We start from the raw sequence: 26,079 nt of genomic DNA, 5'->3' as shown, positions 1-26,079 counted from the left end.
GGGCTACTCCAGCCCCAGCAACCACCGGTCCAGCCGCACCGCGCAGACGGTGGCGCGGGGGAGCGCGCGGTTGAGTTCGACGCGGTGGCGCATGATCCAGGAGAGGCAGCTGAGCCTGGTTGCGAAGGCGGAAATCTCGTCGCGCTGGGCGCGCAGGGTATGGCGGTCGACCAGGAAGCGGTCGCCGGGATGGCATCCGGGCGCTGCCGCCCAATCGCTGCAGGGCGCGATAACGATCGGCACCCAATAGGTCCGGTTGCAGTCGAGCAGATCGACATCGGCGCGATGCATGGGCTCCTCTCCCGTCATTCGCGCCGTTGGCAGCCGCGGCGACACCACCGCGACTGCCCTGTTTCTCTCGTACGGCGCGTCGCCGCGCCTGGCTCAGGCCAGGTCGAAGCGATCCGCGTTCATCACCTTGGTCCAGGCCGCGACGAATTCGCGGACGAACTTCTCCCCGGCATCGGCCGAGGCATAGACTTCGGACAACGCCCGCAACTGCGAGTTCGAGCCGAAGACCAGGTCGGTGCGCGTCGCAGTCCATTTCTGCTCGTTGGACCTGCGGCAGGTGCCGGTAAACTGCTCGTCACCGGTCTCGTCGACTTCCTTCCACGCCGTGCCCATGTCGAGCAGGTTGACGAAGAAGTCGTTGGTCAACTGGCCGGGCCGGTCGGTGAGCACCCCGTCGTTCGTCTCACCATGATTGATGCCCAGCACGCGCAGGCCACCGACCAGCACCGTCATCTCCGGCGCGCTGAGGCCGAGCAACTGCGCACGGTCGATCAGCAGTTCCTCGGTCGGCACGCTGTAGCGGACCTGGAGATAGTTGCGGAAGCCGTCGGCCTTGGGTTCGAGCACGTCGAAGCTCGCCGCATCGGTCTGCTCGGCCGAGGCGTCGGTGCGGCCCGGGGTGAACGGCACGTCGATCGCCTGACCGGCGTCGCGCGCCGCCTTCTCGATGCCGACGCTGCCGCCCAGCACGATCAGGTCGGCGATGCTGACCTTCTTGCCGCCGGCCGCCGATCCGTCGAAGTCGCGCTTGATGCCCTCATAGACCTCGAGCACCTTTGCCAGCTTTGCGGGCTCGTTGACTTCCCAGTCCTTTTGCGGCGCCAGGCGGATGCGCGCGCCATTGGCGCCGCCGCGATGGTCCGACTGGCGATAGGTCGAGGCGGATGCCCAGGCGGTGCGCACCAGATCGGCAACGCTGAGGCCGGAGTCGGCGATCCTGGTCTTCAGCGCAGCGACGTCGTCCGCGCCGATCGCGGCATGGTCGGCCGGCGGAATCGGATCCTGCCAGATCAGATCCTCCTGCGGCACTTCCGGGCCGAGATAGCGCGCCTTGGGACCCATGTCGCGGTGGCACAGCTTGAACCAGGCGCGGGCGAAGGCGTCGGCGAACTGGTCCGGATTGTTGCGGAACCGCTCGGAGATCTCGCGATATTTCGGATCGACCTTCATCGCCATGTCGGCAGTGGTCATCATCGTCGGCAGGCGGCGGTCGGGGCTGTGCGCACCCGGTGCAAGATCCTCCTGCTTCTGGCCGACCGGCTGCCACTGCTTGGCGCCGGCGGGGCTGCGGACCAGCTCATACTCATAGTCCAGCAGCATGTGGAAATAGCTCATGTCCCAGGTGATCGGGGTCGGCGTCCACGCGCCTTCGATGCCGCTGGTGATGGTGTGGTCGGCAAAACCGGACTCATGCCCACTCTGCCAGCCCAGGCCCTGCTGGGCGATGTCCGCCCCTTCGGGATCGGAGCCGACCTTGTTGGCATCGCCGGCACCGTGCGCCTTGCCGAAGGTATGGCCGCCCGCGGTCAGCGCGACGGTCTCCTCGTCGTTCATGCCCATCCGGGCGAAGGTCTCACGAATGTCGCGTGCCGACTGGGCCGCGTCGGGATTGCCGCCGGGACCTTCGGGATTGACGTAGATGAGGCCCATCTGGATCGCGGCCAGCGGGTTTTCCAGCGCGCGGCCCGCCTCGTCATCGATACGGGTCTGGCCCAGCCATTCCTCCTCGGTGCCCCAGTAGATGTCCTTCTCGGGCTCGAACACGTCGGCGCGGCCGCCGCCGAAGCCGAACACCGGACCGCCCATCGACTCGATCGCGACGTTGCCGGTCAGGATCATCAGGTCGGCCCAGGACAGCTTCGACCCGTATTTCTGCTTGATGGGCCATAGCAGCCGGCGCGCCTTGTCGAGATTGGCGTTGTCGGGCCAGGAATTGAGCGGCGCGAAGCGCTGCGATCCCGAAGAGGCCCCGCCCCGGCCGTCGCCGGTGCGATAGGTGCCGGCGCTGTGCCAAGCCATGCGAATGAAAAAGGGACCGTAATGACCATAGTCGGCCGGCCACCAGGGCTGGCTGTCGGTCATCAGCGCCGTCAGGTCGCGCTTGACCGCATCATAGTCGAGCGACTTGAACGCCTCGGCATAGTCGAAATCGTCGCCCATCGGATTGCCCGACAGCCCGTTCTGCTGAAGGATCTCGATCGACAGCTGGTTGGGCCACCAGTCCCGATTGGTCCGTCCCAGCAGCTTCCGCAGCGCAGCGGGCTCCTTGACCGGGCAACTCAACGGGTCTCCGCTGGTCTTCGCGTCCATGCCGATATCCTCTCTCTGGTGATTGTCTGCGCGCAAAGACTAACCCGAGCCGGCTGATCGCAGAAATCACTAAACTCGCTCAGGCCGAGCAGGAAAATCGATCAGAGCCCCCATATCATGGGCCTGGGGAACGGCCCAGCGCGCGCGATGTTGTCGCGTCATGACGATACGACACTTTGATTGCCTGGTGGTCGGCGGGGGTCCTGCCGGTCTGACGGCGGCCATCTACCTGTCGCGGTTCCACCTGAGCGTGCTGGTGATCGACGAAGGCAACAGCCGCGCCGCGATGATCCCGCGAACGCATAATCATGCCGGCTATCCGGGCGGCATTGCCGGCACCGATCTGATCGCCCGCATGCGCGAACAGGCGCTGCACCACCGCACCCTGATCGAAAGCGGAGTGGTCGAGACGCTTCGGCAGGATGGCGACGGCTTCCTGGCAGACACGGCCGGCTTCGCGGTGCGCGCCCGCAGCGTGCTGCTGGCGACCGGCGTGATCAACATCCGACCGACCATGCCCGACGACCTGCATGACGAGGCACTGGCGCGCGGCCTGTTGCGCTATTGTCCGGTCTGCGACGGCTATGAGGTCACCGATCAACCGGTGGGGATCATCGGGACGGGCGAGCGGGGCATCCGCGAGGCACGTTTCCTGCGCAGCTATACCGCCAATCTGACGCTCATCGCACCGGAAGGCCCCCACGAACTGTCGGACGCGCAACGTGCCGACATGGCCGACGCCGGCATCGCGATTGCCGACGGTCCGCCGCGGCTGTCGATTTCGGGAGATCTCATGCGGGTCGACACCCCGGAACACGCCTTCGAGTTCGCGAGTGTCTACCCGGCGCTCGGCTCGACGATGCGTTCGGAACTTGCCCAGCAGCTCGGCGCAGCCTCGACCGAGGAGGGCTGCCTGCGAGTCGACTCGCACCAGCGGACCAGTGTTGCCGGGCTCTATGCGGCAGGCGACGTGGTCCTCGGGCTCGACCAGATCAGCCACGCGATGGGCGAAGGCGGGGTTGCGGCGACGACGATGCGCAACGACCTTGCCGCGATCAGGCCGCTGCGTCGCTGATCCCGGGCCTCGCGAGCGACTCGCGCAGATCCTGGACCGCTTCATTGAGCGCCGCCAGTTGCGACACGCCCAGTCCGCTGCGCGTCATCAACGCTTCGCCCAGACAGCCGCAACGCTCGCGCATGTCCCGACCCGCCGGCGTCAGGCGAACCTTGACCTGCCGCTCGTCCTGCGGATTGCGCGTCCGCGTCACCAGCGAAGCGATTTCCAGCCGCTTCACCAGGGGCGTGATGGTGCTCGACTCCAGCGCCAGCCGCTCGGCGATCTGGCCGATGGTGCGGGCGTCCTGCTCCCACAGCGCGTGAAGCACCAGATATTGGGGATAGGTGATGCCCAGCTCGTCGAGCATCGGCTTGTACGCCCGCGTGATCGCCATCGACGCCGAGTAGAGCGAGAAGCAGAGCTGGTCGTCGAGCGGAAGGGCGGCAGGCATCGGGCATCTCCATGACCCGGATCGATCCCGGGTTGCAGCGACCATATAATCGTTATCGCGATAAATTATCAGTCTGGACATTCCCTTACCGAGAACCTATCTTTCCTTTATCGCGATAATGATTTTCGCGAACGAGATATGAAAGGCCACGCTATGTCCGTCGATGTCAAATATCGCACCACCGCAACCGCAACCGGAGGCCGCGATGGCCAGGCGCGTACCGAGGACGGCTCGTTCGAGGTCAAGCTGAGCACGCCGCGCGAGCTGGGCGGCGCGGGCGGCGACGGCGCCAATCCGGAACAGCTGTTTGCCGCCGGCTATTCGGCCTGCTTCCTCGGTGCGCTCAAGGCGGTCGGCGCGCAGAAGAAGGTGAAGATCCCGGCCGACACCCACGTCACCGCGACCGTCGGCATCGGCCCGCGCGACGCTGGCGGCTTCGGCCTGACGGTCGATCTGAGCGTCGACCTGCCGGGCCTGGACCGCGAGGAAGCACGGCAGCTGGTCGATGCCGCGCACCAGGTTTGCCCCTATTCGAACGCCACGCGCGGCAATATCGATGTGGGCCTGACCCTCGCCTGAGGCGTTGAGGCCAGCCATCCCATCAGGAGCAAGCGTCATGCCCCGCCCATCCGGCACCGAAGGTTTCGTTCTCAACCAGACGATGCTGCGCGTTCGCGATCCGATCGCGTCGCTCGCCTTCTACCGCGACGTGCTGGGCATGACGCTGCTTCAGCAGCTGGATTTCGAGGAGATGCGCTTCTCGCTCTACTTCCTCGCCTATCTGGCCGATGGAGAGCAGATCCCGCAGGATCCGGCGGAGCGCGCCCGCTTCATCTTCGCGCGGGAAACCACACTGGAACTGACCCACAACTGGGGCACCGAAAGCGATCCGGACTTTGCCGGCTATCACAGCGGTAACGACGATCCGCGCGGCTTCGGCCATCTGGGCATCAGCGTGCCCGACGTGGACGCGGCGTGCGCGCGCTTCGAGACGCTGGGCGTCCCGTTCCGGAAGCGGCCTCAGGACGGCAAGATGAAGGGCATCGCCTTCATCACCGACCCGGACGATTACTGGATCGAGATCCTGTCCCCGAACGGGATGACCGGCACGGTTACCGCCGCCGGCTGATCCCCGTTCACGGACGAAGTGCCGCCCGGTGTCCCACGGACATCGGGCGGTTCGTCACGTCGGGATGGAAATGTCAGGCGGGGTTGCGACCGCGCGACAGGATGATGCCGCCCACCAGTCCAACGGCGCCGATCAGCACGATCGAAGTCGACAGCAGGGCGTTCTTCACGCCGATCATTGCCCCTAGATCGAGATACTGAGTCAGGAACGCGCAAAGCCAGGCAAAAACGACCAGCACAAGCACCAGGGTCAGGTTCGACCGCGTCATGCATCCTCCCATGTTCATTCTTTATCTTGCGAAGATATGACCAGATTCTCCGCGAACACAACTCCCCATGAAATAAGAGACGGAACGTTCGGTTCGACGGTCGATTATGGGCGATCATGATCGCAATGGGGGTGGACGCCCCCGCCCCCCTGCCCCATGGTTGCACCACCCTTTCATGCGACGCCACGACCGATCAATCCGCACGCGCCCGGCGCGCCTCACGCAACCAAGCGCCGCCAATCCCCCGCGCCCGGCTCGGGAGGGCTGATCGATGGAAGAGATCGTCGCCCGCGCGACCGCCTTTCTCAGCGTTCACGGCATGTGGGCCGGACCGATCGTCGGACTGCTGTCCTTCGGTGAATCGCTTGCGATCATCGGCATCTTCATTCCCGCGACCGCGGTCATGCTGGCGATCGGCGGGCTGGTCGGCACCGGCACGCTGGACCCCGTTCCCATCATCCTGTGGGCGGTCGGCGGCGCGATCCTGGGCGACTGGATTTCCTACTGGATCGGACGCCGGATCGGCCCGTCGGTCTATCATCGCTGGCCGCTGAACAAGCATCGCCCGATGGTTGCCCGCACCCGGCTGTTCTTCCGCAAATACGGCTTCCTGGCCGTGTTCCTCGGCCGCTTCCTGGGTCCTATCCGCGCCACCGTACCGCTGGTCGCGGGCGTCGTGGAAATGTCGAAACGGCCGTTCCAGATCGCCAATATCCTTTCGGCAATCCTGTGGGTCCCGGTGATGTTCCTGCCCGGCATCCTCGCCGCCAAAAGCATCGGGCCGGCGGCCCATATCACCGAGGCACATCTGATCGGCCTCGGCGTCGGCGTGGTGCTGCTGACGTTCATCGCGATGACCATCACCTCGCGCGTGCTGGGCAGCGATGGCCATCGCAAGCGACGCAAGTCGCGCCGGCGATGATCCCCCTGCCCCAGCTGCGCGCTTTCGGAGACTGATCGACCATGGAGACGCTGCTCGACCCCTCAATATGGGTGGGTCTGCTCACGCTCATCGTGCTCGAAGTGGTGCTCGGCATCGACAATCTCGTGTTCATCGCGATTCTGGCGGACAAGCTGCCGCCGCATCAGCGCGATCGTGCCCGGCTGCTGGGCCTGTCGCTGGCGCTGGTGATGCGGCTGGTGCTGCTGGCCAGCATCGCCTGGATCGTGGGGCTTACCGCACCGGTCGTCTCGGTGGCCGGCTGGGACTTTTCGTGGCGCGACATCATCCTGGCGGGCGGTGGCGTCTTCCTGCTGGTCAAGGCGACGATGGAGATCCACGAACGGCTCGAGGGCAATGACGATCATGGCGCGACCGGGGGCGCACATGCCGCTTTCTGGGTCGTCATCGTCCAGATCCTGGCGCTCGATGCGGTCTTCTCGCTCGATTCGATCATCACCGCCGTCGGCATGGTGGAGCATCTATGGGTGATGATGGTCGCGGTCATCGTCGCGATGACGATCATGATCATCGCCAGCAAGCCGCTGACCGCATTCGTCGGACGCCACCCCACGGTGATCATCCTGTGCCTCAGCTTCCTGCTGCTGATCGGTTTCAGCCTGGTCGCCGAAGGCTTCGGCTTCCATCTGCCCAAGGGCTATCTCTATGCCGCGATCGGCTTTTCGATCCTGATCGAGGCGTTCAACCAGATCAGCAGCCGCAACCGGCGCCGCGCGCTCGACCTCGTCCCGCTGCGCCAGCGCGCCGCCGACAGCATCTATCGTCTGCTCACCCCGAGGGCGAAGCTTGCCGAGAACGGCAATGCGACGGGCGGCGAGCGCGACGCGCCGCACGAGGAGGACAGCGCCTTCCAGCCCGCCGAGCGCGAGATGATCCACGGCGTCATCGCGCTGGCCGATCTTCCGGTCAGCGCAGTGATGACCGCCCGCCCCGACATCTTCTGGATCGATGTCGAGGCCGATCCCCAGGAAAGCCTGTCGCGCCTGATCGAGAGTGGCCGCACCCGCGTGCTGCTCGCCCGCGGCCAGATCGACGACTTCATCGGCGTGGCCGAAACCCGCCTGATCCTGCCCTCGCTGATGCGCGGCGACGCGGCGCTGGCGGCGCTCGCCGAACGGCCGCTGATCGTCTCTGAGGCGATCTCCGCACTTCGCCTGACCGACATCTTCCGCGAAACCGGCGAACGGTTTGCGGTGGTGGCCGACGGCTATGGCAATATCGAAGGGGTGGTAAGCACGACCGACATCTTCGCGGCGATCGCCGGCGACCTTGCCGAGGACGAGGATCTGGCCGCGTGCGAACGAATCGACGACCGGACGATCGAGGCGGACGCGACCGTCCCGCTGGGCGACGTCACCGAAGCGCTGGGCCAACCGCCCCTCGCCGTCTCCGGCAGGTACGGGACGCTGGGTGGCTATCTGCTGTTCGAGTTCGGCCGCATGCCCGATGTCGGCGAGACGCTGGAGCGCGACGGGCTCCACTTCACCGTCAAGTCGGTGCTCGCCAGCCGGATCGACAAGGTGGAGGTCGCGGTAGCCGAAACCGAAGCCGCCTGACAACGGGACCAGTCGACTTAGCCGCTGAATAGCGCGACCGCCGACGCGGGACCGAACCGCCCCCTGAATCCAGCACGCGACCACAGGACGAGTACCAGCACCAGCGTGCCAGTCATTCCACCGCGCCGCGGCGGTTCCGTCGGGTCAGACCGCAACGTCCTCGATCGCCGCAGGTTCGTGGATCGGGCACCCATTGAAGCGGGCGCGATAACCGGACGAGAACGCATAGGCATCCTTGCGCACGCGGTTGATGCCGCCCAGCGGCCGATGCGCGGCCAGCGCGTGCCAGGGGCTGAAGGACAGCGTGTCCTCGATATGCACGCTGTTCTCGCCGTCCCAGGCGGTTTGCGGTTCGATCGTCAGCGTGGCCACGGTGCGGAATGGGCTGAGCTCTTCATCCCAAAGGACGGTCGGGTCCTCGACGGGCATGGCTTCGAGATCGGTGCAGAGCTGGGCGCGCAATTCCCAGACGCCCCGCCGTTCGCGCAGTGCCTCGTTCATCGCTTCGCGGATCGCGTCAGGATGGCCGCGCGCATCGATCGTCTCGTCGGTGAGGTCGGTGACGCCGTGAACCGGGACGAGCTGGAACTTCGCGATATGGTCGCCATAGCGGAACGCCGTCTGGCTGAAATAGGTCGCGCCCAGGGGATGCACCGGCTTCGCGCCGCCCAGGGCGGTAAGCGTCGTCGAACGGGTACCGACCGCTTCCAGTCCGGCCTCGAACGCGCGCAGCACCGACGAGAGCAGCTTCTTGGCCCCTTCCGCCTTTTCGGTGGTCGCGGCGAGCAGCTTGAGATTGCCGAGGAATTTCTTCGGCGTCGCGGCGGCGAAAACGGGGCCGTTGACCATGACGAAGTCCTGGGTGCGGTCGCCTTCGTGGCCGGGCAGGCGCTCGCCCTCGACCCCGATCACCTTCAGCGCGACACCGCGCGGCAGGCGGATCGCATCGTCGAGGATATCGCCGGCGTTGGTCGAGAAGCGCAGGATCGCGTCATGGCATCCGGGTGCGGCGAACAGCCCCTGTGCCAGTTCGGGCGGCAGGTCGTCGGCAATGCGAAAGACGCCGCGGACAAGGCCGTGCCCCTTGGCATGGACCGAACGGACGGCATGTCCATACGCCTTCGAGGTGATCTCAAGGATCTTGCCGAACTGCTCTTTCAGCGCCTCGATCGTTTCCGCTTCGTCCGGTTCGGGCTGTTCGACATCAGCGGCATAGCGGACGGGCGGGTTCATCTCGGGCGTTCCTTGTCGTTCGCCTGCCTGAACCAATCGCTTGCGCACCCGTTCCGTAACGGCGAGGATCGAGCCGGGTGCGCCAGGCATAACAGAGACGGGTAAGAGCATGAGCAAGCAGCGTTCCGACAAGCCGGAGATCAAGCCGTTCGAGGGACCGGCAGGCGGCTGGGGATCGATGCGTTCGGTGGCCGAGATCCTGCCGCGCGAGCGCGTGTCGCCCGATGCGATCCGCCAGCTGGCCCGGCAGAACAAGCCGAAGGGCTTCGCCTGCGTCAGCTGTGCCTGGCCCAAGCCCGCCGATCACCATCCTGCCGAATTCTGCGAGGAGGGCGCCAAGGCGACGGCGTGGGAACTCACTTCGCTGCGCACGACGCCCGAATTCTTCGAACAGCACACGCTGACCGAATTGCGCGGCTGGAGCGACTATGAGCTGGAGCAGCATGGCCGGCTGACCCATCCGCTGCGCTACGACGCAGCGAGCGACCGCTATCTCGCATGCAGCTGGGAAGAGGCGTTCGACGCGATCGGCACGGCGCTGCGCCCGCTGGATCCGAAGTCGGTCGCCTTCTACTCGTCCGGACGGACCAGCCTGGAGGCGTCGTACATGTACGGGCTGATGGCCCGGATGTTCGGCAACCAGAACCTGCCCGACAGCTCGAACATGTGCCACGAATCCACGTCGGTCGGACTGAAGTCGGCGATCGGCGTGCCGGTCGGCACCACCCGGCTCGACGATTTCAAGAAATGCGACGCGATCTTCTTCTTCGGCCAGAATGTCGGGTCCAACGCGCCGCGGATGCTTCACGACCTTCGCTCGGCGCGAAAGCGCGGCGTCGAGATCATCACCTTCAACCCGCTCAAGGAACGCGGGCTCGAACGCTTCACCGATCCGCAGAACCCGATCGAGATGCTGACGGGCGGCGAGACCGCGATCTCGACCCAGTATCACCAGGTGAAGGCGGGGGGCGATATCGCCGCGATCACCGGCATCGCAAAATTCCTGATCGAATGGGACGATGCCGCGCTGGAGTCGGGCGGCGCGCAGATACTCGACCACGACTTCATCGAGCAGCATACCCACGACTTCATCGCCTTTGCGGAGACGGTACGCGCCCGCGACTGGGCCGATATCGAGCGCGAGACCGGTCTGGCGAAATCGGCGCTGGAGGATGCGGCGCGCGTCTATGCCAGGTCCAAGGCGGTGATGGCGATCTACGGCATGGGTCTGACCCAGCATGTGAAGGGCGTCGAGAATGTCCGCATGGTCGTCAATCTGCTGTTGATGCGCGGCAATATCGGCAAGCCGGGCGCCGGCCCCACGCCGGTGCGCGGTCACTCCAACGTCCAGGGACAGCGTACCGTCGGAATTACCGAAAAGACCGAACTGGCGCCGGTCGAGAAGCTTAAGGAGCTCTACGGCTTCGATCCGCCGACGGAAAAGGGGCTGGACACGGTCGAGACCTGTCGCGGGGTCATCGACGGATCGGTCAAGGCGGTCATCGGACTGGGAGGAAATTTCCTGCGCGCGGTTCCCGAAACCGGCGCGATGGAAGCCGCTTGGCCGAAGCTGGACCTTTCGGTCCAGATCGCCACCAAGCTCAACCGCAATCACCTGTTCGCGGGCAAGGTCACCTATCTGCTCCCCTGCCTCGGCCGGATCGAGCAGGATGTGCAGGCCAGCGGGCCACAGGCGGTGTCGGTCGAGGATTCGAGCAGCTGCATCCACGGATCGCGCGGCAACGCCACGCCGGCCAGCCCGCACCTCCTGTCCGAACCGCGCATCGTCGCCGAGCTGGCCAAGCGGATCCTGCCGCCCAACCCGCGGGTGGACTGGGACAGCTGGGTGGCGGACTATAGCCGTATCCGCGACGCGATCGAGGCGACCTATCCGGCGTTCTTCAAGGATTTCAACAAGCGGCTGTTCACGCCGGGCGGCTTCTGGAAGGGGAACAAGGCCTCCGAGCGGATCTGGCAGACGCCCAGCGGCAAGGCGGAGTTCTTCGCGCCGACCGGCCTGAACGCCACCGGCTTCACCGATGCCGAGGGTCGCTACCGGCTGATGACGCTGCGATCGAACGACCAGTTCAACACGACCGTCTATGGCTATCACGACCGGTTCCGCGGCGTGAAGGGTACGCGCGACGTGCTGTTCATCAACCGCGCGGACATGACCGAGACCGGACTGACCGAAGGCCAGATCGTCGCGCTGGAAAGCGATGCCGGGGACGGCATCGTGCGGCGGCGCGACGGGCTGATCGTCACGCCCTATGATATCCCGCGCGGCTGCCTGGGCGCCTATTATCCCGAGGCGAATGTGCTGATGCCGGTCGAACATCATGCCGAGGAAAGCCATGTTCCGGCGGCGAAGTCGGTTCCGGTACGGATCACCGCCTGACCGCCGCGCTGCCCCGGCCGTTCGACCGCATCGCGCGCGACCGGAGCATCGAGCCGGTCGAGCGGGCGATTGCATGCGAAATGCCGGTCGCGATCGAGTGCAACGGGCTGGGCTATGCCGTGCTGATGGCGACGCCGGAGGATCTGATCGATCTCGCCTATGGCTTCGCGCTGACCGAACGGCTGATCGATGGTGCCTCGGATATCGCCGACGCCGAGGTCCATGAGGTCGCAGGCGGCTCGATCGTCCGGCTTACGCTGGATCGTCGCGTTTCCGACCGCATCGCCGACCGGGTCCGGCATCGCACCACGGACTCCTCCTGCGGCCTGTGCGGGATCGAGAGCATCGAACAGGCCTTGCGGCCGCTGCCCGAACTGCGCGATCGGTGGCGCGGATCGGACGCCGCCGTGTTCCGCGCGCTCGACGCGCTGGGCGAGCGGCAACCGCTCAACATCGCGACGCGGGCCGTGCATGCCGCCACCGCCTGCTCGATCGAGGGCGACATCCGACTGGTGCGCGAGGATGTCGGGCGCCACAATGCGTTCGACAAGCTGATCGGCGCGATGCTGCGCGATCGTCTGGACTGGGGCGGCGGCTTCGCCTTGCTATCGTCGCGCTGCTCGTTCGAACTGGTCGAGAAGGCGGTGCTGTCGGGTTGCCCGATGCTCGCGACGATCTCGGCCCCGACGCATCTGGCGCTCGAGCGTGCCCGCGCGGCTGGGCTTGCCCTGCGCACGCTCGCCCGGTCGGATGCGCTGCTGAGGCCGGCGGAATGAAGGTGCTGGGCGCTGTCCTCGCCGGCGGGCGCTCGCGCCGGTTCGGCAGCGACAAGGCGCTTGCGCTGCTGGACGGTCGCGCGCTGATCGATCATTCGATCGCCGCGTTGCGACCGCAGGTGGAGGCCTGGGTGGTCTGCGGACGCGAGCATCCCGGTGCGATCTGTCTTCCCGACCATCCGGCGCCCGACCTGGGACCGCTTGGCGGGCTCTGCGCGGCGCTGCGTCATGGCGCCGATGGCGGTTACGATGCGGTGCTGAGCGTGCCGTGCGATGCGCCGGGGCTGTCCTACGACCTGCTCGATCAGCTCCGGTCGGCCGGCCCCGCTGCCTATGTCGCGGAACTGCCGGTGATCGGTCTCTGGCCCACGCGGCTGGCGGACGCGCTGGCCGACCACCTGTCCAGCAGCGACGACCGGTCCATGCGCCGATTTGCCCGGATCGCCGACGCGGTAGCGACATCGCTGCGCGAGCCGCTCGCCAACATCAACCGTCCGGACGACCTGCCGCGTCAGCCCGGATAGGGCTCGGCCTTCAGCAAATCGGCGAGATGGGCGGCATTGCCTGCCACCATCTTCGCGGTTTTCGCGACCTTTTCCGGTGTCTCGTCGAGATCCTTGAAATCGACCGACCCCATCGCCTCGCCGACCCAGTAACAGGCGGCGACAGCGGGAACCGTATAGCCGACATCGTTCAGCGCCTGGAACAGCTGGGCCGAAATGAAATGCGCGCCATCCTCATTGCCGACGATCGCCGCAACCGCGACCTTCGAATAGCTCGGCATCCGCCCGGCCTCGTCGGTTTCGCTGATGAAGGCATCCATCCGCTCGAGCACGCGCTTGGCGACGCTCGACGCCTGTCCCATCCACACCGGCGTGCCGAAGATCAGGATGTCGGCCGCCAGGATCTGCTCGCGCAGCGCAGGCCAGGCGTCGCCCTCGCCCTCATCCGACGTCACGCCCGGCAGCACGTCATGATCGGCGATGCGGATCGTCGGTGCGATCTCGACGCCTTTCTCGCGAAGTTCGGCCGTGATCAGCTTGATCATCCGGTCGGTCGAACTGGTCTCGCCGCTGCTGCGCTTGAGCGTGCAATTGATCGGCTGTGCCTTGAGTGCCACGAATGTCGTCCTTCCCGGATAGCGTCAGCGTGCGGCCGGCGCGACGCGCCAGACCGTGTTGGAAAGGTCGTCCGCGATCAGGAGCGCGCGGGTACGCGCATCATAGGTCACGCCGACCGGCCGTCCCCGCGCCCGCCCGTTGCCGTCGATGAAGCCCGTGACGAAATCGACCGGCTTGCCCGCAGGCTTGCCGCCGGCGAAGGGCACCCAGATCACCTTGTATCCGGCCAGGTCCTGCCGATTCCAGCTGCCGTGCTCGCCGACGAATGCGCCCTGGGCGAACGACGGCCCGAACCCGCCGCCGGTCACGAAGCTGATGCCGAGCGGCGCGACATGGGAGTCGAGCGCATAATCCGGCCGGACCGCGGTGCGCACCAGGTCGGGTCGCTGCGGCCGCACGCGCGGGTCGATATTTCCGCCCCAATAGCTGTACGGCCATCCATAGAAGGCGCCGCGACGGACCTCGGTGATATAGTCGGGCACCAGATGCGCGCCGAGTTCGTCGCGCTCGTTCACAGCGGCCCACAGCGCGTTGTTCTCGGGGTTGATCGCCAGCGCGGTCGGATTGCGGATGCCGCTCACATGGGTGCGGTGCGACCCGGTCAACCGATCGACTTCCCAGATCACCGCGCGATCTTCCTCGACCTCCAGCCCGCGCTCGCCGATATTGCTGTTCGATCCGATGCCGACATAGAGTTTCGTTCCATCGGCGCTCGCGGTCAGCGACTTGGTCCAGTGGTGATTGATGCGCGAGGGCAGCTTCGTGACCTCGACGCCCGGCGTCGTGATCCGGACCTGCCCGTCGCGATAGGGGAACTGCAGCAGCGCGTCCTGCGTCGCGACGTAGAGATTGCCCTCAGCATAGGCGAGGCCATAGGGCGCGTTCAGCTTGTCGATGAAGATCGTGCGCAGGTCGGGTTTCCCGTCACCATTGGCATCGCGCAGCAGGGTGATCCGGTCGCCGCCCTTCACTCCGCTCTTGCCCAGGCTCTTGATATAGCCGGCGATCACGTCCTTCGGACGCAGCTTCGGCGCATTGCCGCCTGAGCCTTCGGCGACCAGGATGTCGCCATTGGGCAGCACCAGCATCTGTCGCGGGATCTTCAGGTCGGTGGCGATCGGGGCGATGGTGAACCCCTGCGGCACCGTCGGCAATGCCCCTTCCCAGCCGGCGGGCCGGGCGATCTTCATTGGCGGGATCAGCGTTTCATCGCGTGCCGGCAGCTTGGGGTCGGGACCATATTGATCGATCGCCTCGCTTCCGCCGCAGGCGGCGAGCGCAAGTGGCAGGGAGAGGGCGAGCAGGCCGCGGCGGATCATCGCGCCACCTCCGTGCGGCCGGCAAGGCTGAACGCGACCCACGCGGCTGCCAGCGCGAGCAGGGTCGAGATCACCGACAGGACCAGGCCGAAGGTGCCGACCGAACTCCAGCCGTCACGGCTGTGCTGGAACGCGTTCACCAGCCCGGCAATCCACATCAGCAGGACCGCCCCGAAGTAGAAGAGCCTGGCGCCCTTCAACCTGTCACGACGATGCCTGACGAACGCGATCAACGCCCAGAGCAGGACCGGAGCGCCAAACAGCAGGGCGCCGGTGATCAGCCACTGCGAAAAATTGGTCCACTGGATCTCGGCGGTGTTCAGATAGGTGATGTCGGACGCCAGCGCCCCGCTGAACCCCGCGACCGGGAATGCGAGCAATATGCCGTGAAGCGGATGCAATCGGTAGGCGATGCTCGCCCGGATGTCGGTCATCGATGGGTCTCCGCGTCGCGAGCCGGCGACGGGAAACCAATTCCCTAACGCGTCATTGGTTGCAGCAAGTGCCTGTCAAACATCGCCGATCAGCGCGGCATGGGCCGCCTTGAGGCACAGCAGCAGATGCGACCGATCGTCGATCGCAACCCCCCAGGAGAAGGCCGAAGTACCGCCGCGGACATCCCCGCGGATGTGATCGGCGACGCGCATCATCTCGTCGAAGCTCGGGCTTCTGCCGTGCTCGATACAGTCGATGACTTCGGGCGCGATTGTCGTTGGGCCACGCCGCATGATCGATCCTCAGCTTGCCCGCGGGAGATAGGCACAAGCGGCCCGGTTGAAAGGGGCGAAACCGCGCGCTTGCGACGAACCGCCTGGCGCATACGCCTGCGCCCGAGCCGCGAAAAACCGGACGGGAAATCCCGTCTCGTTCCGAAAGAAAGGCGCGATTGCGGGTTGAATCCGCGGCGATGGCCCGGTTAACGGGACCCTCCCCTTCCCTCAGCGCGGAGATCCGACGTGGAAACCGTCTCCATCGTCCTGTTCCTGCTCCTCGCCGTCGTCGTCAGCGGTGCGGTGTCGAGGATGCTGCCGGTCTCGTTACCGACGCCATTGGTGCAGATCGCGCTGGGGGCGGCGATCGGCCTGTCGACCGAGCACAAGGTCGACCTCGATCCCGAGCTCTTCCTGTTCCTCTTCCTGCCGCCGCTGCTGTTCCTCGACGGGTGGCGCATTCCGAAGGACGAGCTGCTCAAGGATATGTCCACCGTGTTCGAGCTCGCGCTCGGCCTGGTGTTGCTGACGGTGATCGGCATGGGCTTCTTCATCCACTGGATGATCCCGGCGATGCCGCTGGCGGTCGCCTTCGCGCTTGCCGCCGTCGTCTCCCCGACCGATCCGATCGCGGTATCGGCGATCGCCGCGCGCGTACCGATCCCGCGCCGGATGATGCACATCCTGGAGGGCGAGTCGCTGCTCAACGATGCGTCGGGACTGGTGTGCCTGCGCTTCGCCGTCGCAGCCGCGCTCACCGGCACCTTCTCCGCATCGCAGGCGGCACTCAATTTCCTGTGGGTCGCCGGAATCGGCATCGTCGTCGGCATCGCCGTGACGCTGGTCGCGACGCGCGCCAAGGCCTGGGTGTCGAAGCGCTTCGGCGAGGAATCGGGATCGCAGATCCTGGTCAGCCTGCTGATCCCGTTCGGGTCCTATCTGATCGCCGAGCACCTCCACGCCTCCGGCATCCTCGCCGCGGTGGCGGCCGGCGTGACGATGACCTTCGCCGAAATCTCCCGCCAGGCGATGGCGAGCACGCGGATGCGCCGCAACTCGGTCTGGGACACGATCCAGTTCACGCTGAACGGCATCATCTTCGTGCTGCTGGGCGAGCAGCTTCCCGGCATCCTCGCCGGCGCCGCGGAAACGGTCCGGGTGACCGGCCATCACGGCACCGGCTGGCTCGCCATCTACATCGTCGCGATCGTGCTGGGCCTGGCGGCGCTGCGCTTCGCCTGGGTGTGGGTGTCGCTGCGGCTCACCCTGCTGCGCAAGCGCGGCCAGGCAGATGCGCAGCCGCTGCACAGCCCGAACTGGCGGCTGATCGCCGCCATGTCCTTCGCCGGCGTTCGCGGCGCGATCACGCTGGCGGGTGTGCTCACCCTGCCGCTGGTGCTGGACGATGGCAGTCCCTTCCCTGCCCGCGACCTGGCGATCTTCCTCGCCGCCGGCGTGATCATCCTGTCGCTGCTGATCGCCAGCATCGCGCTGCCGATCCTGCTGAAGGGGCTCACCATGCCCGCCGAACCCTCGCGACAGGCCGAAGAGGACATGGCCCGCGTCGCGACTGCCGAGGCGGCGATCCGTGCGATCGAACGCGCCCAGCACGACCTGGCCGAGCAGCGCGGCGATGCGGACTTCTATGCCGCCGCCGGCAGCCGCATCATGGACCTGTACCGGGACCGGATCGAGAGCCGCAGCCAGGGGGCCAAGGCTTCGGCCGAGGCGCGATTGCAGGATAGGCTGGAGCGCGACCTGCGCCTTGTCGGGCTGAAGGCCGAGCGCGCCGCCCTTCGCAGCCTGGCGCTCGAACGGCGGGTCGGCAGCAGCATCGCGCAGAAGCTGACGCGCGAACTGGACCTGCTGGAAACGCGCTATCGCGGCTGACGCCAGCCAGCGGAGCCTTGGGCACGATATGACGTTGAGGACCCATGCCCGAGTCGATCGCCGATCTTCAGAAACAGATGGAGGACGCCGCCGAGGCGATGGACTTCGAACGCGCGCGCGAGCTGCGCGACCGGATCAACCTGATCCGCGGCGGCGCATCGAGCGAGGATGCGGGCGCTGCCGATACGACGGGGCTGGTGCGGCAACAGCCGGGCGCGATGGGCCTGGGCACGAGCCAGCAGCGCATGACGCCGCCGCCGGGCTGGAAACCGCCGCCCAAGCCCGATCCGATGACGCGCGGAACCGGCCGGAAGCGCAGATAATCCTCAATCCTCGTCGTGAGCGTCGCGGTCCGCAGGTCCACTGCCCGGCACGAGTTCGGCGAATTCGGGGAACAGCCGCTCGACTTCGGCGCGAAGGTCCGCGCTGCCCGGCCACAGGTCATAGCGCGCGAGCAGGTCGGTCATCAGCCGCGCACGATGCGGCCCGACCCCGGCGATGACGTTCAGCCCGGCAATGCCGCGCTCGTCGAACCGGTCCGCCAGATCCCCGAGCGTGCGAATGCCGGCAGCGCCCAGCAGGCTGCGCAGGCCGGATGGCAGGGTCGACCGGCTGATCGGCAGGTCCCGGCTGCTCGCGCCCTCCGTCGAGCGCAGGCGGGTGAGTCCGGCACGCTCGCGCTTGAGCGCGCGCCGGATCCGGCCCAGCTGGCTGACGGTCAGGCCAAGGCGACGACGGATTTCGCGATAGGTCATGCCGCCGCTGCGCAGGTCGCGCGCGGCTTGCAGATCGCGATTGGCCTGTTCCAGCTTGTTCGACACCCGATGATCCGCGCAGTTCCACCAAACTGCCTAGAGCGAGGCAACCAATCCGGCCAGCCCGGGTTAAATCTTCGTCATCGTTCGCAGGTGGCATCTTTCCGTCACAGCTTTCGTATAAATCGGCTACAGGCCCGATCGCGAACCGAAGGGTTCCGACATCCTTTCCCTGTTCCCTTCCAGAGCAAGGCACCCGCCACCTCAATGACTTCCGCCTCGATTACCGCCACCCTGCCCGCCCGCCCTGCTCTCGATTTCAAGACCATCGCCCGCGACGTCGCTGCCTTTCGCGGCGCCGATACCGGTCGTGGGATGTTCGAACTGATCGTCAGCGCCGTGCCGCTGGCAGTGTTGTGGGTGCTGATGTGGCTGTCGCTCGACCTGCATTATCTGATCACGCTGGCGCTGGCAGTGCCCGCTGCCGGGTTCCTGCTGCGCCTGTTCCTCGTCCAGCATGATTGCGGCCACGGCTCGTTCTTTCGCGGACGACGGGCGAATGACTGGACCGGCCGCGTCATCGGCGTCCTGACCCTGACGCCCTATCATTACTGGCGCCGCACCCATTCGATGCATCACGCCGGCACCGGCAATCTCGACAAGCGCGGCATCGGCGATGTCGCGACCCTGACGGTGCGCGAATATGCGGCGCTCGGTTTCTGGGGGAAGCTGGGATATCGGTTCTATCGCAGCCCGATCGTCCTGTTCGGGCTGGGCCCCGCCTATGTCTTCCTGCTGCAGCACCGCGTGCCGGTGGGATTGATGCGCGCGGGCTGGCAGCCCTGGATCAGCACGATGGGCACGAACCTGGCGGCCGCGCTGCTGTGGATCGGGCTCGCCTGGGTGATCGGGATCGGCCCGTTCCTGATGATCCAGCTTCCGATCACGCTGATCGCCGCCTCGGTCGGGGTGTGGCTGTTCTACATCCAGCATCAGTTCGAGGATGCCTATTGGCAGGCCGGGCCGGGCTGGAATTTCCATGAGGCGGCGTTGATGGGCAGCTCGCACTATGTGCTTCCGCCGGTCCTGCGCTGGTTCACCGCCAATATCGGCGTCCACCACATTCACCACCTGTGCAGTGCAATCCCCTTCTACCGGCTGTCGAAGGTCCTTCGCAACGTGCCGCATCTGACCGACGTGAACCGCATGACGATCGCGCAAAGCGTCCGATCGGTGGGGCTGGTCCTGTGGGATGAGGATGCCGGCCGCCTCGTGCGGTTCCGCGACCTGCGCGCTGCATCCTGATCGAACGCCGCCCTCACACGGGCGGGCGGGCGCAGCCTGCGCAACCTTCATCGGTTGAAAGCATTCAAGGGGAATGCCGGGATATCGTTGCGATGTTTCAACCCGTGAAACGATGACCGAATCGGGCGCCGATATGCCGGGTGCCCGTGACCGGCGATATCGCCCGACAAACGCAATGAAGGGCGGCTCGGCATGCAGCGGTTGACGGTCTCGACCTCGGAAGCTCTGGACAGGTTCATCTCCCGCGTCTCGCGGCGGTCACCCCTGAGCGATGACGAGGCGGCGGCGCTGCTGGCCTTGCCCGCGACGATCCAGCGCGCCCGGGGCAATGCCGATATCGTCTCTCCCGGCGAACTGGTCGAGCAATCCTGTCTGGTGGTGGACGGCATGCTGGGCCGCTTCGTCCAGATGGTGGATGGTCGGCGCCAGATCACCGCAATGTATGTCGCCGGCGATATGTGCGACCTGCATTCGGTCGTGGTCCCGCGTGCGGATGGTGCGCTCCAGGCATTGTCCAACGTCGTGGTGCTGCGCATTCCCCATGACGATCTGCGTCGCATCGCCAAGCGCTACCCCGCGATCGTCGAGGCCTTCTGGCGCGATTGCGTCGTCGATGCATCGATCCAGTCGGTGTGGATGGCCAATATGGGCAGGCTGGATGCCAAGGCGCGCATGGCGCACCTGCTGTGCGAGATCGGCACCCGGCTGGAACATGCCGGGGTCGCCAAGCGCGACCGGTTCGCGTTCGAGGCGACCCAGTCCCACCTCGCCGATGCGCTCGGGCTGACCCCGGTCCATGTCAACCGGACGCTCCAGGATCTTCGCTCGACCGGATTCGTCGCGATCGGCAATCGCCGCGTCGAGATTTCGGACTGGGCCGCCCTCGCCGCCATTGCCGGGTTCGATCCCGCCTATCTCCATCTCGACCAGGATACGGTCAGCGCTGCCACGGCATGGCGACACGCACCCGCCTCGCGTGCCTGACCCCGGCTCCGGACATCGACGGCCATGCGATTATTGACACTGTTCAATAGTTGGCGCAGCGATGTGCGGCAGTATCAATCCGAGAGTGGAAGCCGGTACGGATCGTTTTTGGAAAATCCCGACGATGGCTTGCCCCAGGGCATTTCAACCACCGGCTGCGGCCTAACTTCTCATCGATGACCGGAGCAACCATGCGCTACATCCTCACGCCTTGCGTCGCGGCGACCCTCACCATCCTCGCAGGATGCTCGTCACCCACACCCGAAGCCGGCAACGCCGTCGCCCAACCATCGCCTGCACCCTCCCCCGCCTCCGGCGGCAAGGAGGCACCGCGTCTGACCAGCAAGATTTCGGGCCTGATGATCTCGGCGAGCGGCGACCTGCCCAAGGCGCCTGCCGAAGCCGGGGCGCGAGACGACTGCGCTCACCTGCTGTCGGATCCCAAGACCGCGGCCGGGCGAGAGGTCGCCGAGCGCGGCTGGGGCGTGACCGGAGAGGCGAAGGTCGGCGACTATCAGGCGGTCAGCTTCGTCGGCTCGTTCGAACGGGGCACCAGCGGATCGTGCCTGCTCGGCAAGGGGAATGTCGCCCTTTTTAAGGACGGTAAGCTTGCCGCGCTGGCATGGATGAAGCCCGGCTCACCACGATCCCTCGCCCGGATCGAGACGCTTGGCGACGACCGGCTGCGCCTGTGGGACGGCGATTTCCTGTCCCAGCCTTTCGCCGATCTGGTCGCCGACGCGACCGGGACGATCGCGGCCATCCCGATGGCGGAAAAGGACGCCGTGTGCGGCGGCAAGGCAGAGGTCCCCAATCTGTACGGCGTCCCGATCGCGACCGCGCGCGCCAGGCTGGCGAGGCACGGCTGGACGCCCGGCGAACGCGAGGCATCAGGAGAGGATTCGGGTGCCGTCGGCGAACTGGTCGCGAACGGGGTGACCGAAGTCGATGATTGCTCGGGTACCGGCTTCGGCTTCTGCCGCTTCACCTATGGCGGTGCGGCGGGCACGCTGAGCGTGACCACCGTTGGCGAAGGCGACCGCCCCGTCGCGGGATATGACGTCAGCTGTACGTGACATCGGGCCGCGCCGGGCAACCGCCCGGCGCGGCCGTTGCGTCGGTCAGGCAGCGTTCTCGACCACGGTCTCGTAGATGGTCGTGCGGTCCGGGCCTTCATAGATGTGGATCAGGACCCAGTCGGCGTCGCGCCGCGCGACGATGACGCGCATGCGATCGCCGAACAGGCCGTCGGCCAGTCCGACCGGCGCGACCTTGCCCGAATTGAAGATCAGCGCGCCCATCCCGCCGCCGCATGCCGCTTCGCCGACGCACGAGAAGATCGTCTCGAAGCCCGCGGCGCGGAGCAGATTGGCGTAATAGCTGCCGACCTGGGCCGTCGCGAGGGCGGGCCGCACGGCATAATCGATATGGGTCACGACGCCGTCCAGCTGCCGGGAGAGCCGGGGGGCCTCGGCATCGCCGACGCGGCCGGTCGGAATCAGGACGGTGTCCTGCGACGGCGCGCGATAGCCGGTAATCTCCGCACCTTCATAGCGCGGCAGAAGCGGGTGGTCGTCCCCGGGAACTTCGGCAATCGCTGCCGATGATATCATCATCGCCGACACGAAGAGGATCAGTTTACGCATGCAGTCGCCTCCTTTTGGCCGGATACGCGGCCGGGGCGATTGCTATCAAAGCGTCCGACACACATCAACGAATATATAGACACCGTTCAGTTTATCGAGGATGGTCATGGCACCGGACGGGTCGCGCCGCGTTCTAGCGCGGCGATGGTTGATCCCGGTTGTCCGGGAATGGAGATGATATGACGGTGTCGAGTTCGATCATGATGATGGTGATGGCGGCAACGGCCGTTCCCGTGCACGGCCAGTCCCGTGCGGAGGTCGACAAACGCTACACCCCCGCCTTTGAACGCTGCATCAGCAGCGGCGATGCCGCGAAGGGCGTGACTGCGGGAATCATGGACTGCACCGGTGCCGAGAATATGCGCCAGGACGCGAAGCTGAACCAGACCTACCGCGCGGTCATGGGGCGGCTGAATCCGGCGCAGAAGACCGCGCTGCGCGCGCTGCAGCGCGACTGGATCGTCCAGCGCGACGCCGGGTGCCGCGACGATTCCGGTGCCGAGGATGGCGGATCCGCGGCCGCGATCAACTACAGCAGCTGCATTCTCGACCAGACGATCCTGCGGACGATCTGGCTGGAGCGGTATCGCCCCTGAGAGGCGCGGATCGGGTGCGGGTCAATCGCTGGCGTCGGCCACCGCCGCCGCCAGCGTATCGCGCACCCGACCCAGCGCCATCTCGACCGGCTCGTCCTCGCCCATCAGCGTGAAGCTGCCGCTCAGGTCGAACAGGCAGTGGCCGTGAACCGTGGCGACCAGCGACCGGGCCAGCTTCGGTGCCCTGGCAGCGGCCGAGTCGGGCAGCGCGACCGTCACTTCATGGACGACGATGTGGGTCAGCTCGCCGCGCAGCCAGTCATGCTCCTCCGGCATGACATAGTCGACCGGCAGGTGATGGTCGTAGATCGCGAGCCACAGATTGCGGTTCTCGCGCGCGAAGCGGAAATAATTCTCGACCAGGCAGCGGATCCTGTCGCCTTCGCAGGCATCGAGTGCGCGACGCAGATCCTTGGCCCAGATCTGGAACGTGCGGGTGTTCAGCGCTACGATGAAATTATCGTAGCTGCCGAACACGTTATAGAGCGTACCGATCGAATAACCGATGCGTTTCGCGACTTCCCGGCCAGAGAAGCGGGCAAACCCGACTTCCGCCAGGTGCTTGTGCCCCTCGACCACCAGCATCTGCTCGATCTCGGGGCGGGTGTGATCCGATCGGCGTCCCATAACCAGCTGTTAATACAGGAAAGCCGCGCCGTCGACCATAATTGAGCAGCGATTACTAACGTGCCTGACTGCGTGGTGATCGCCCCTGGTGCCCGACAAGAGGCTCTCGCAAATTCCGCCGCGGAACTAATTATCGACTGATCAATTAATGGGTACTCCCGCTGGACTCGGGTGTTCGGTCCGGCCATGCTCCCGGCTTCGAGCATGGTTCCGGCGTCTCCTGGCGGTGAGCCTGGACGGCGGATCGGGAACGGGTCGAGCAGAGGAAGGCAGTTCGGTATGCGTATCATGGTTCGTGCGGGGGTTCGCACCTCGATTCGACTTGCGGCAATTGCCGCACTGGCGGCCTCTACACTGGCGGCGGCGTCGGCACAGACGACACCCGATCGGGGCACCGTCGCGCTCGGCCGGCTGGCGGCGAAGGATCTCGATGTCGGGACGCCGGGCGGAAAGGCGTTTCTGGGCGTGATCGGCGGTACGAACAGCTGCGCGCCGCCCAATGGGCCGCTTCCCGGTTTCGAGCGTCTCTGTTCCTGGTCGGCAACCAATGCGGATGACGATTTCGACATGATGGTCGGCATCAACGACAACCGCATCGTCAGCGTGCTGACCTCCTGGCCGCGCCAGCTTCCCGCCGCGACCTGGAGTTGCGAGGCGTTCGCGCCCGACAGCGACGGCCCGGGCCTGTCGATCTGCTCGGTCAAGTCGGCCTCCGTGCAGGATCGGGCCCATTGGGCGAAGGGCTGGCGCGACTATCTGAACTCGGTGAGCTGAGGAGCATGACCATGAAGACCCTGTATCTCGCCACCGCCCTGTCGATGCTGGCCATGCCCGGCAGCGCCATCGCGCAGCGGAGCCACGATCCGTACCCGCCGCGCTACGACGACCTGATGACCGCGATGTGCAAGTCTCAGGCGCAGGAGAAATCCTGCGTCGTCGGCAACAAGCGACTCACCTACTGGATCAGCTTCGACACGATCGTCGACGGCCGCAAATGGTACACCGCTATCGCCACCGCGGAGCCGGCCGCGGGATTTCCGGACTTCGTTCCTCCCGACACCAAGCTGGGCCTGTCGCAGGTGACCTATGAGCTGAAGAACGGCAGCTGGCAGCTGCTGACGCGCCAGCTCGACTTCGGCGCAATCTATGCGGCCAGCCGGACCGGCAACCCGCCGATGGAGGATGATACCGGCGAGTATTTCAGCAAGCCGCTGAGCGACGGCGTGCTGGTCGGCTATCCCAACCGGATGCTCGCGGGCGAGGGGCAGACGCTCCACGCCCATGCGATCTTCCGCTCCGCACCCGACAAGTCCGGTCGCTGGCTGTTCGGCGGCAATATCGTCGGCGCCACCGACAATGATGTGGGCTGCGATCGCGAGTCGGCGCCCGGGAGTTGCTTCGTCACCCGCGCCAGTCTCACTCTCACCGGCCAGAAGACCGGCCAATGGCCCGATATCAAGGTCGATCTGACCGGCACGCTTCCCGTCGCCGGCGGCAAGGTCCGCGCCGCAAAGGCGAGCGACGCCAGCGTGTGGCGCTATGATGCGGCGAAAGGCGCCTATACGACCCCCGAGGCTCCCTGAACGAGCCTGGCTTCCCTGGCGGATGGTACCAAAGCCTCCGCCAGGGATCACATGGAACGATGGACGGCCGTCAACGGCTCGCGAGCAGTTGCACTTTCTCTCGCGGCGCATCCTCGACCTTGTGCATCGTGTTGATCGAGACATGCGGCCATGTGATTCGGCCCGGCAGACCGCTTGTCCGCGAATCGAAATCGAGCATCACGATCTGAAGATATTGGAGCCGGAGCTTCGGCCTGCCCAGGTCGTCGGTTTCCGCAAGCTCCTGGATCCAGAAGGTCGATCGAAGTGCGGATGCGTTCGCCTGCTTGACGATGAAGGGGATGTTGTGGATCCCGCCGGTCTCGACCTCGGTGTCTACCGCCAGCGTCGTGGTGCGGAGGATCTCGACCTCCTGGTTGGCAGCCTTGAGCAGCTCGGCCGGGTGAACCGGGTCGAACAGCCCCTCGAACAGATTATCGTGAAAATGCTTGTACGGCGCGAGATACGGATTCTCGAGATTCTGTTCCACCTTCAGGGGCAAGCCGATGATATCGGGAATGTCGGGCGGCCCATCCCTTGTCGGGACGCTTCGGCCCAGGGCGAGCAGCGCGTCGCCGTGAGGCACGCTTCCCAGTCTGGCGATGTCGAACCCGTCGGTGACCTGATCGAGCATGTTGAGCCATAGCCCGGGCTCGTGATGAATGGTGTTTCCCGGCGGACGGGTCGGTCCGAGGACGGTGCTGCGCGGAAAATCCGCCGTCGCGATCTGATCGGTGACCTGCTCGTAATCCAGCGCCACCAGGGACTGGTCGGCCTGAACGCCCAATGCCGTCAGCCCGCGATTGGGCACGCCCTTGTCGACAAGGTCGAAGACGAGGGTTTCATTATACTGGTTCAGGAGCAGCCGATAGTCGAGCTCCGAGCCCGGACGGGTCTCGAACGGCAGGGCGATCATGTTCCACCCCCGCCCTTCCAGCCCGCCTTCATTCTTCCACACGCCGGGCAGCAACGCGAGCGGGCCGAGAAGTTCGTCCCCCTCACTGGCTGCCTGGATGACGCGGCCACCGTCCTTCAAGGCGGCAAGGGTTGCTCTGCTGATCACCATCGCTGCTTCTCCGCTCGTTCTGAAAGGGA

Annotated in this window: 29 protein-coding genes; 16 read left to right on the top strand and 13 right to left on the bottom strand. The window is 66.0% G+C overall.

Going from position 1 to position 26,079, the window contains the following annotated elements; genetic code table 11:
- Positions 1-3 precede the first annotated feature (3 nt).
- The gene (locus TPR58_RS06625) at positions 4-291 is read right to left on the bottom strand and encodes a hypothetical protein (RefSeq protein ID WP_346245834.1); all 288 of its coding nucleotides are present in this window, start codon (positions 289-291) and stop codon (positions 4-6) included.
- Between the two features lie 93 nt (positions 292-384).
- On the bottom strand, positions 385-2,601 hold the full coding sequence (gene katG / locus TPR58_RS06620; RefSeq protein WP_346245833.1) for a catalase/peroxidase HPI: 2,217 nt from the start codon (positions 2,599-2,601) through the stop codon (positions 385-387).
- Between the two features lie 160 nt (positions 2,602-2,761).
- Here katG and TPR58_RS06615 point away from each other — a divergent pair, with 160 nt between their 5' ends.
- Entirely contained in the window at positions 2,762-3,676 is a 915-nt protein-coding gene (locus tag TPR58_RS06615) for an NAD(P)/FAD-dependent oxidoreductase (RefSeq protein WP_346245832.1), read from the top strand.
- Here the strand turns inward: TPR58_RS06615 and TPR58_RS06610 are convergent.
- Entirely contained in the window at positions 3,657-4,109 is a 453-nt protein-coding gene (locus TPR58_RS06610) for a MarR family winged helix-turn-helix transcriptional regulator (RefSeq protein WP_346245831.1), read from the bottom strand. The genes TPR58_RS06615 and TPR58_RS06610 overlap by 20 nt on opposite strands.
- A gap of 153 nt (positions 4,110-4,262) precedes the next feature.
- On the opposite strand from TPR58_RS06610, the gene TPR58_RS06605 reads away from it, so the two are divergent.
- Complete coding sequence (locus tag TPR58_RS06605) at positions 4,263-4,688, top strand: organic hydroperoxide resistance protein (RefSeq protein WP_346245830.1); 426 nt, start codon at positions 4,263-4,265, stop codon at positions 4,686-4,688.
- 37 nt (positions 4,689-4,725) lie between these two features.
- Complete coding sequence (gene gloA, locus TPR58_RS06600; protein ID WP_346245829.1) at positions 4,726-5,238, top strand: lactoylglutathione lyase; 513 nt, start codon at positions 4,726-4,728, stop codon at positions 5,236-5,238.
- 73 nt (positions 5,239-5,311) lie between these two features.
- Here gloA and TPR58_RS06595 read toward each other — a convergent pair whose 3' ends face one another.
- Positions 5,312-5,506, bottom strand: coding sequence for a hypothetical protein (locus TPR58_RS06595; protein WP_346245828.1), 195 nt, complete (start codon positions 5,504-5,506; stop codon positions 5,312-5,314).
- 271 nt (positions 5,507-5,777) lie between these two features.
- Between TPR58_RS06595 and TPR58_RS06590 the strand changes: the two genes are divergently transcribed.
- Entirely contained in the window at positions 5,778-6,428 is a 651-nt protein-coding gene (locus TPR58_RS06590; protein ID WP_346245827.1) for a DedA family protein, read from the top strand.
- 41 nt (positions 6,429-6,469) lie between these two features.
- Positions 6,470-8,023, top strand: coding sequence for a TerC family protein (locus TPR58_RS06585; RefSeq protein WP_346245826.1), 1,554 nt, complete (start codon positions 6,470-6,472; stop codon positions 8,021-8,023).
- 144 nt (positions 8,024-8,167) lie between these two features.
- On the opposite strand, the gene TPR58_RS06580 is transcribed toward TPR58_RS06585, so the two are convergent.
- Positions 8,168-9,256 (bottom strand): catalase family protein, encoded by a 1,089-nt coding sequence (locus tag TPR58_RS06580; protein ID WP_346245825.1) that lies wholly within the window; start codon positions 9,254-9,256, stop codon positions 8,168-8,170.
- A 109-nt stretch (positions 9,257-9,365) separates the two neighbouring features.
- On the opposite strand from TPR58_RS06580, the gene TPR58_RS06575 reads away from it, so the two are divergent.
- The 3 genes from TPR58_RS06575 to mobA all read left to right on the top strand — a co-directional run bounded on the left by TPR58_RS06575 (position 9,366) and on the right by mobA (position 12,954).
- Positions 9,366-11,654 (top strand): FdhF/YdeP family oxidoreductase, encoded by a 2,289-nt coding sequence (locus TPR58_RS06575; protein WP_346245824.1) that lies wholly within the window; start codon positions 9,366-9,368, stop codon positions 11,652-11,654.
- An 80-nt stretch (positions 11,655-11,734) separates the two neighbouring features.
- The gene (gene fdhD, locus TPR58_RS06570; protein WP_428835696.1) at positions 11,735-12,430 is read left to right on the top strand and encodes a formate dehydrogenase accessory sulfurtransferase FdhD; all 696 of its coding nucleotides are present in this window, start codon (positions 11,735-11,737) and stop codon (positions 12,428-12,430) included.
- A complete protein-coding gene (gene mobA, locus TPR58_RS06565; RefSeq protein ID WP_346245823.1) occupies positions 12,427-12,954 on the top strand; it encodes a molybdenum cofactor guanylyltransferase in 528 nt (175 codons plus the stop codon). Before fdhD ends, mobA begins: the two co-directional genes overlap by 4 nt.
- On the opposite strand, the gene TPR58_RS06560 is transcribed toward mobA, so the two are convergent.
- The 4 genes from TPR58_RS06560 to TPR58_RS06545 form a co-directional block, all read right to left on the bottom strand.
- Positions 12,942-13,550 (bottom strand): flavodoxin family protein, encoded by a 609-nt coding sequence (locus TPR58_RS06560; protein WP_346245822.1) that lies wholly within the window; start codon positions 13,548-13,550, stop codon positions 12,942-12,944. The two genes, mobA and TPR58_RS06560, sit on opposite strands and share 13 nt — an antisense overlap.
- A 24-nt stretch (positions 13,551-13,574) precedes the next feature.
- Entirely contained in the window at positions 13,575-14,870 is a 1,296-nt protein-coding gene (locus TPR58_RS06555; protein WP_346245821.1) for a PQQ-dependent sugar dehydrogenase, read from the bottom strand.
- Positions 14,867-15,304: a DUF2231 domain-containing protein gene (locus tag TPR58_RS06550; RefSeq protein WP_346245820.1), complete on the bottom strand. Its 438-nt coding sequence runs from the start codon at positions 15,302-15,304 to the stop codon at positions 14,867-14,869. The genes TPR58_RS06555 and TPR58_RS06550 overlap by 4 nt, the downstream gene beginning before the upstream one ends.
- A 75-nt stretch (positions 15,305-15,379) precedes the next feature.
- Entirely contained in the window at positions 15,380-15,598 is a 219-nt protein-coding gene (locus TPR58_RS06545; RefSeq protein WP_346245819.1) for a hypothetical protein, read from the bottom strand.
- A gap of 228 nt (positions 15,599-15,826) precedes the next feature.
- Between TPR58_RS06545 and TPR58_RS06540 the strand changes: the two genes are divergently transcribed.
- Both TPR58_RS06540 and TPR58_RS06535 read left to right on the top strand, forming a co-directional pair.
- On the top strand, positions 15,827-17,470 hold the full coding sequence (locus TPR58_RS06540) for a Na+/H+ antiporter (RefSeq protein ID WP_346245818.1): 1,644 nt from the start codon (positions 15,827-15,829) through the stop codon (positions 17,468-17,470).
- Positions 17,471-17,514: 44 nt separating this feature from the next.
- Positions 17,515-17,793 carry a UvrB/UvrC motif-containing protein gene (locus tag TPR58_RS06535; RefSeq protein ID WP_346245817.1) on the top strand — a complete coding sequence of 93 codons (279 nt, stop codon included), beginning with the start codon at positions 17,515-17,517 and terminating at the stop codon, positions 17,791-17,793.
- 3 nt (positions 17,794-17,796) lie between these two features.
- On the opposite strand, the gene TPR58_RS06530 is transcribed toward TPR58_RS06535, so the two are convergent.
- On the bottom strand, positions 17,797-18,291 hold the full coding sequence (locus TPR58_RS06530; protein WP_346245816.1) for a hypothetical protein: 495 nt from the start codon (positions 18,289-18,291) through the stop codon (positions 17,797-17,799).
- A 201-nt stretch (positions 18,292-18,492) separates the two neighbouring features.
- Between TPR58_RS06530 and TPR58_RS06525 the strand changes: the two genes are divergently transcribed.
- The 3 genes from TPR58_RS06525 to TPR58_RS06515 all read left to right on the top strand — a co-directional run bounded on the left by TPR58_RS06525 (position 18,493) and on the right by TPR58_RS06515 (position 21,590).
- Complete coding sequence (locus tag TPR58_RS06525; protein ID WP_346245815.1) at positions 18,493-19,530, top strand: fatty acid desaturase; 1,038 nt, start codon at positions 18,493-18,495, stop codon at positions 19,528-19,530.
- A gap of 192 nt (positions 19,531-19,722) precedes the next feature.
- Positions 19,723-20,514, top strand: coding sequence for a Crp/Fnr family transcriptional regulator (locus TPR58_RS06520; protein WP_346245814.1), 792 nt, complete (start codon positions 19,723-19,725; stop codon positions 20,512-20,514).
- Between the two features lie 191 nt (positions 20,515-20,705).
- A complete protein-coding gene (locus tag TPR58_RS06515) occupies positions 20,706-21,590 on the top strand; it encodes a hypothetical protein (RefSeq protein ID WP_346245813.1) in 885 nt (294 codons plus the stop codon).
- Positions 21,591-21,635: 45 nt separating this feature from the next.
- On the opposite strand, the gene TPR58_RS06510 is transcribed toward TPR58_RS06515, so the two are convergent.
- Positions 21,636-22,160: a hypothetical protein gene (locus TPR58_RS06510; protein ID WP_346245812.1), complete on the bottom strand. Its 525-nt coding sequence runs from the start codon at positions 22,158-22,160 to the stop codon at positions 21,636-21,638.
- Positions 22,161-22,339: 179 nt separating this feature from the next.
- Between TPR58_RS06510 and TPR58_RS06505 the strand changes: the two genes are divergently transcribed.
- The gene (locus TPR58_RS06505; RefSeq protein ID WP_346245811.1) at positions 22,340-22,756 is read left to right on the top strand and encodes a lysozyme inhibitor LprI family protein; all 417 of its coding nucleotides are present in this window, start codon (positions 22,340-22,342) and stop codon (positions 22,754-22,756) included.
- A gap of 21 nt (positions 22,757-22,777) precedes the next feature.
- On the opposite strand, the gene TPR58_RS06500 is transcribed toward TPR58_RS06505, so the two are convergent.
- Positions 22,778-23,383 carry a TetR/AcrR family transcriptional regulator gene (locus tag TPR58_RS06500; protein ID WP_346245810.1) on the bottom strand — a complete coding sequence of 202 codons (606 nt, stop codon included), beginning with the start codon at positions 23,381-23,383 and terminating at the stop codon, positions 22,778-22,780.
- A gap of 279 nt (positions 23,384-23,662) precedes the next feature.
- Here TPR58_RS06500 and TPR58_RS06495 point away from each other — a divergent pair, with 279 nt between their 5' ends.
- Both TPR58_RS06495 and TPR58_RS06490 read left to right on the top strand, forming a co-directional pair.
- Positions 23,663-24,157, top strand: a complete 495-nt coding sequence (locus TPR58_RS06495; protein ID WP_346245809.1) for a hypothetical protein — start codon at positions 23,663-23,665, stop codon at positions 24,155-24,157.
- An 11-nt stretch (positions 24,158-24,168) separates the two neighbouring features.
- A complete protein-coding gene (locus TPR58_RS06490; RefSeq protein ID WP_346245808.1) occupies positions 24,169-24,966 on the top strand; it encodes a hypothetical protein in 798 nt (265 codons plus the stop codon).
- Between the two features lie 70 nt (positions 24,967-25,036).
- Here the strand turns inward: TPR58_RS06490 and TPR58_RS06485 are convergent, their stop codons facing one another.
- Entirely contained in the window at positions 25,037-26,050 is a 1,014-nt protein-coding gene (locus TPR58_RS06485) for a heme-binding protein (protein ID WP_346245807.1), read from the bottom strand.
- Between the last annotated feature and the right edge of the window lie 29 nt (positions 26,051-26,079).

Source organism: Sphingomonas rustica (genome assembly GCF_039652585.1).
Classification (GTDB): Bacteria; Pseudomonadota; Alphaproteobacteria; order Sphingomonadales; family Sphingomonadaceae; genus Sphingomonas; species Sphingomonas rustica.
This window is presented reverse-complemented; position numbering and strand designations above follow the sequence as displayed.

Excerpts from the sequence above, each read along its gene's own strand:
- TPR58_RS06625 (WP_346245834.1), bottom strand. The coding sequence starts at position 291 with ATGCATCGCGCCGATGTCGATCTGCTCGACTGCAACCGGACCTATTGG.
- katG (WP_346245833.1), bottom strand. The coding sequence starts at position 2,601 with ATGGACGCGAAGACCAGCGGAGACCCGTTGAGTTGCCCGGTCAAGGAG.
- TPR58_RS06615 (WP_346245832.1), top strand. The coding sequence starts at position 2,762 with ATGACGATACGACACTTTGATTGCCTGGTGGTCGGCGGGGGTCCTGCC.
- TPR58_RS06610 (WP_346245831.1), bottom strand. The coding sequence starts at position 4,109 with ATGCCTGCCGCCCTTCCGCTCGACGACCAGCTCTGCTTCTCGCTCTAC.
- TPR58_RS06605 (WP_346245830.1), top strand. The coding sequence starts at position 4,263 with ATGTCCGTCGATGTCAAATATCGCACCACCGCAACCGCAACCGGAGGC.
- gloA (WP_346245829.1), top strand. The coding sequence starts at position 4,726 with ATGCCCCGCCCATCCGGCACCGAAGGTTTCGTTCTCAACCAGACGATG.
- TPR58_RS06595 (WP_346245828.1), bottom strand. The coding sequence starts at position 5,506 with ATGACGCGGTCGAACCTGACCCTGGTGCTTGTGCTGGTCGTTTTTGCC.
- TPR58_RS06590 (WP_346245827.1), top strand. The coding sequence starts at position 5,778 with ATGGAAGAGATCGTCGCCCGCGCGACCGCCTTTCTCAGCGTTCACGGC.
- TPR58_RS06585 (WP_346245826.1), top strand. The coding sequence starts at position 6,470 with ATGGAGACGCTGCTCGACCCCTCAATATGGGTGGGTCTGCTCACGCTC.
- TPR58_RS06580 (WP_346245825.1), bottom strand. The coding sequence starts at position 9,256 with ATGAACCCGCCCGTCCGCTATGCCGCTGATGTCGAACAGCCCGAACCG.
- TPR58_RS06575 (WP_346245824.1), top strand. The coding sequence starts at position 9,366 with ATGAGCAAGCAGCGTTCCGACAAGCCGGAGATCAAGCCGTTCGAGGGA.
- fdhD (WP_428835696.1), top strand. The coding sequence starts at position 11,735 with ATGCCGGTCGCGATCGAGTGCAACGGGCTGGGCTATGCCGTGCTGATG.
- mobA (WP_346245823.1), top strand. The coding sequence starts at position 12,427 with ATGAAGGTGCTGGGCGCTGTCCTCGCCGGCGGGCGCTCGCGCCGGTTC.
- TPR58_RS06555 (WP_346245821.1), bottom strand. The coding sequence starts at position 14,870 with ATGATCCGCCGCGGCCTGCTCGCCCTCTCCCTGCCACTTGCGCTCGCC.
- TPR58_RS06550 (WP_346245820.1), bottom strand. The coding sequence starts at position 15,304 with ATGACCGACATCCGGGCGAGCATCGCCTACCGATTGCATCCGCTTCAC.
- TPR58_RS06545 (WP_346245819.1), bottom strand. The coding sequence starts at position 15,598 with ATGCGGCGTGGCCCAACGACAATCGCGCCCGAAGTCATCGACTGTATC.
- TPR58_RS06535 (WP_346245817.1), top strand. The coding sequence starts at position 17,515 with ATGCCCGAGTCGATCGCCGATCTTCAGAAACAGATGGAGGACGCCGCC.
- TPR58_RS06525 (WP_346245815.1), top strand. The coding sequence starts at position 18,493 with ATGACTTCCGCCTCGATTACCGCCACCCTGCCCGCCCGCCCTGCTCTC.
- TPR58_RS06520 (WP_346245814.1), top strand. The coding sequence starts at position 19,723 with ATGCAGCGGTTGACGGTCTCGACCTCGGAAGCTCTGGACAGGTTCATC.
- TPR58_RS06515 (WP_346245813.1), top strand. The coding sequence starts at position 20,706 with ATGCGCTACATCCTCACGCCTTGCGTCGCGGCGACCCTCACCATCCTC.
- TPR58_RS06510 (WP_346245812.1), bottom strand. The coding sequence starts at position 22,160 with ATGCGTAAACTGATCCTCTTCGTGTCGGCGATGATGATATCATCGGCA.
- TPR58_RS06505 (WP_346245811.1), top strand. The coding sequence starts at position 22,340 with ATGACGGTGTCGAGTTCGATCATGATGATGGTGATGGCGGCAACGGCC.
- TPR58_RS06500 (WP_346245810.1), bottom strand. The coding sequence starts at position 23,383 with ATGGGACGCCGATCGGATCACACCCGCCCCGAGATCGAGCAGATGCTG.
- TPR58_RS06495 (WP_346245809.1), top strand. The coding sequence starts at position 23,663 with ATGCGTATCATGGTTCGTGCGGGGGTTCGCACCTCGATTCGACTTGCG.
- TPR58_RS06490 (WP_346245808.1), top strand. The coding sequence starts at position 24,169 with ATGAAGACCCTGTATCTCGCCACCGCCCTGTCGATGCTGGCCATGCCC.
- TPR58_RS06485 (WP_346245807.1), bottom strand. The coding sequence starts at position 26,050 with ATGGTGATCAGCAGAGCAACCCTTGCCGCCTTGAAGGACGGTGGCCGC.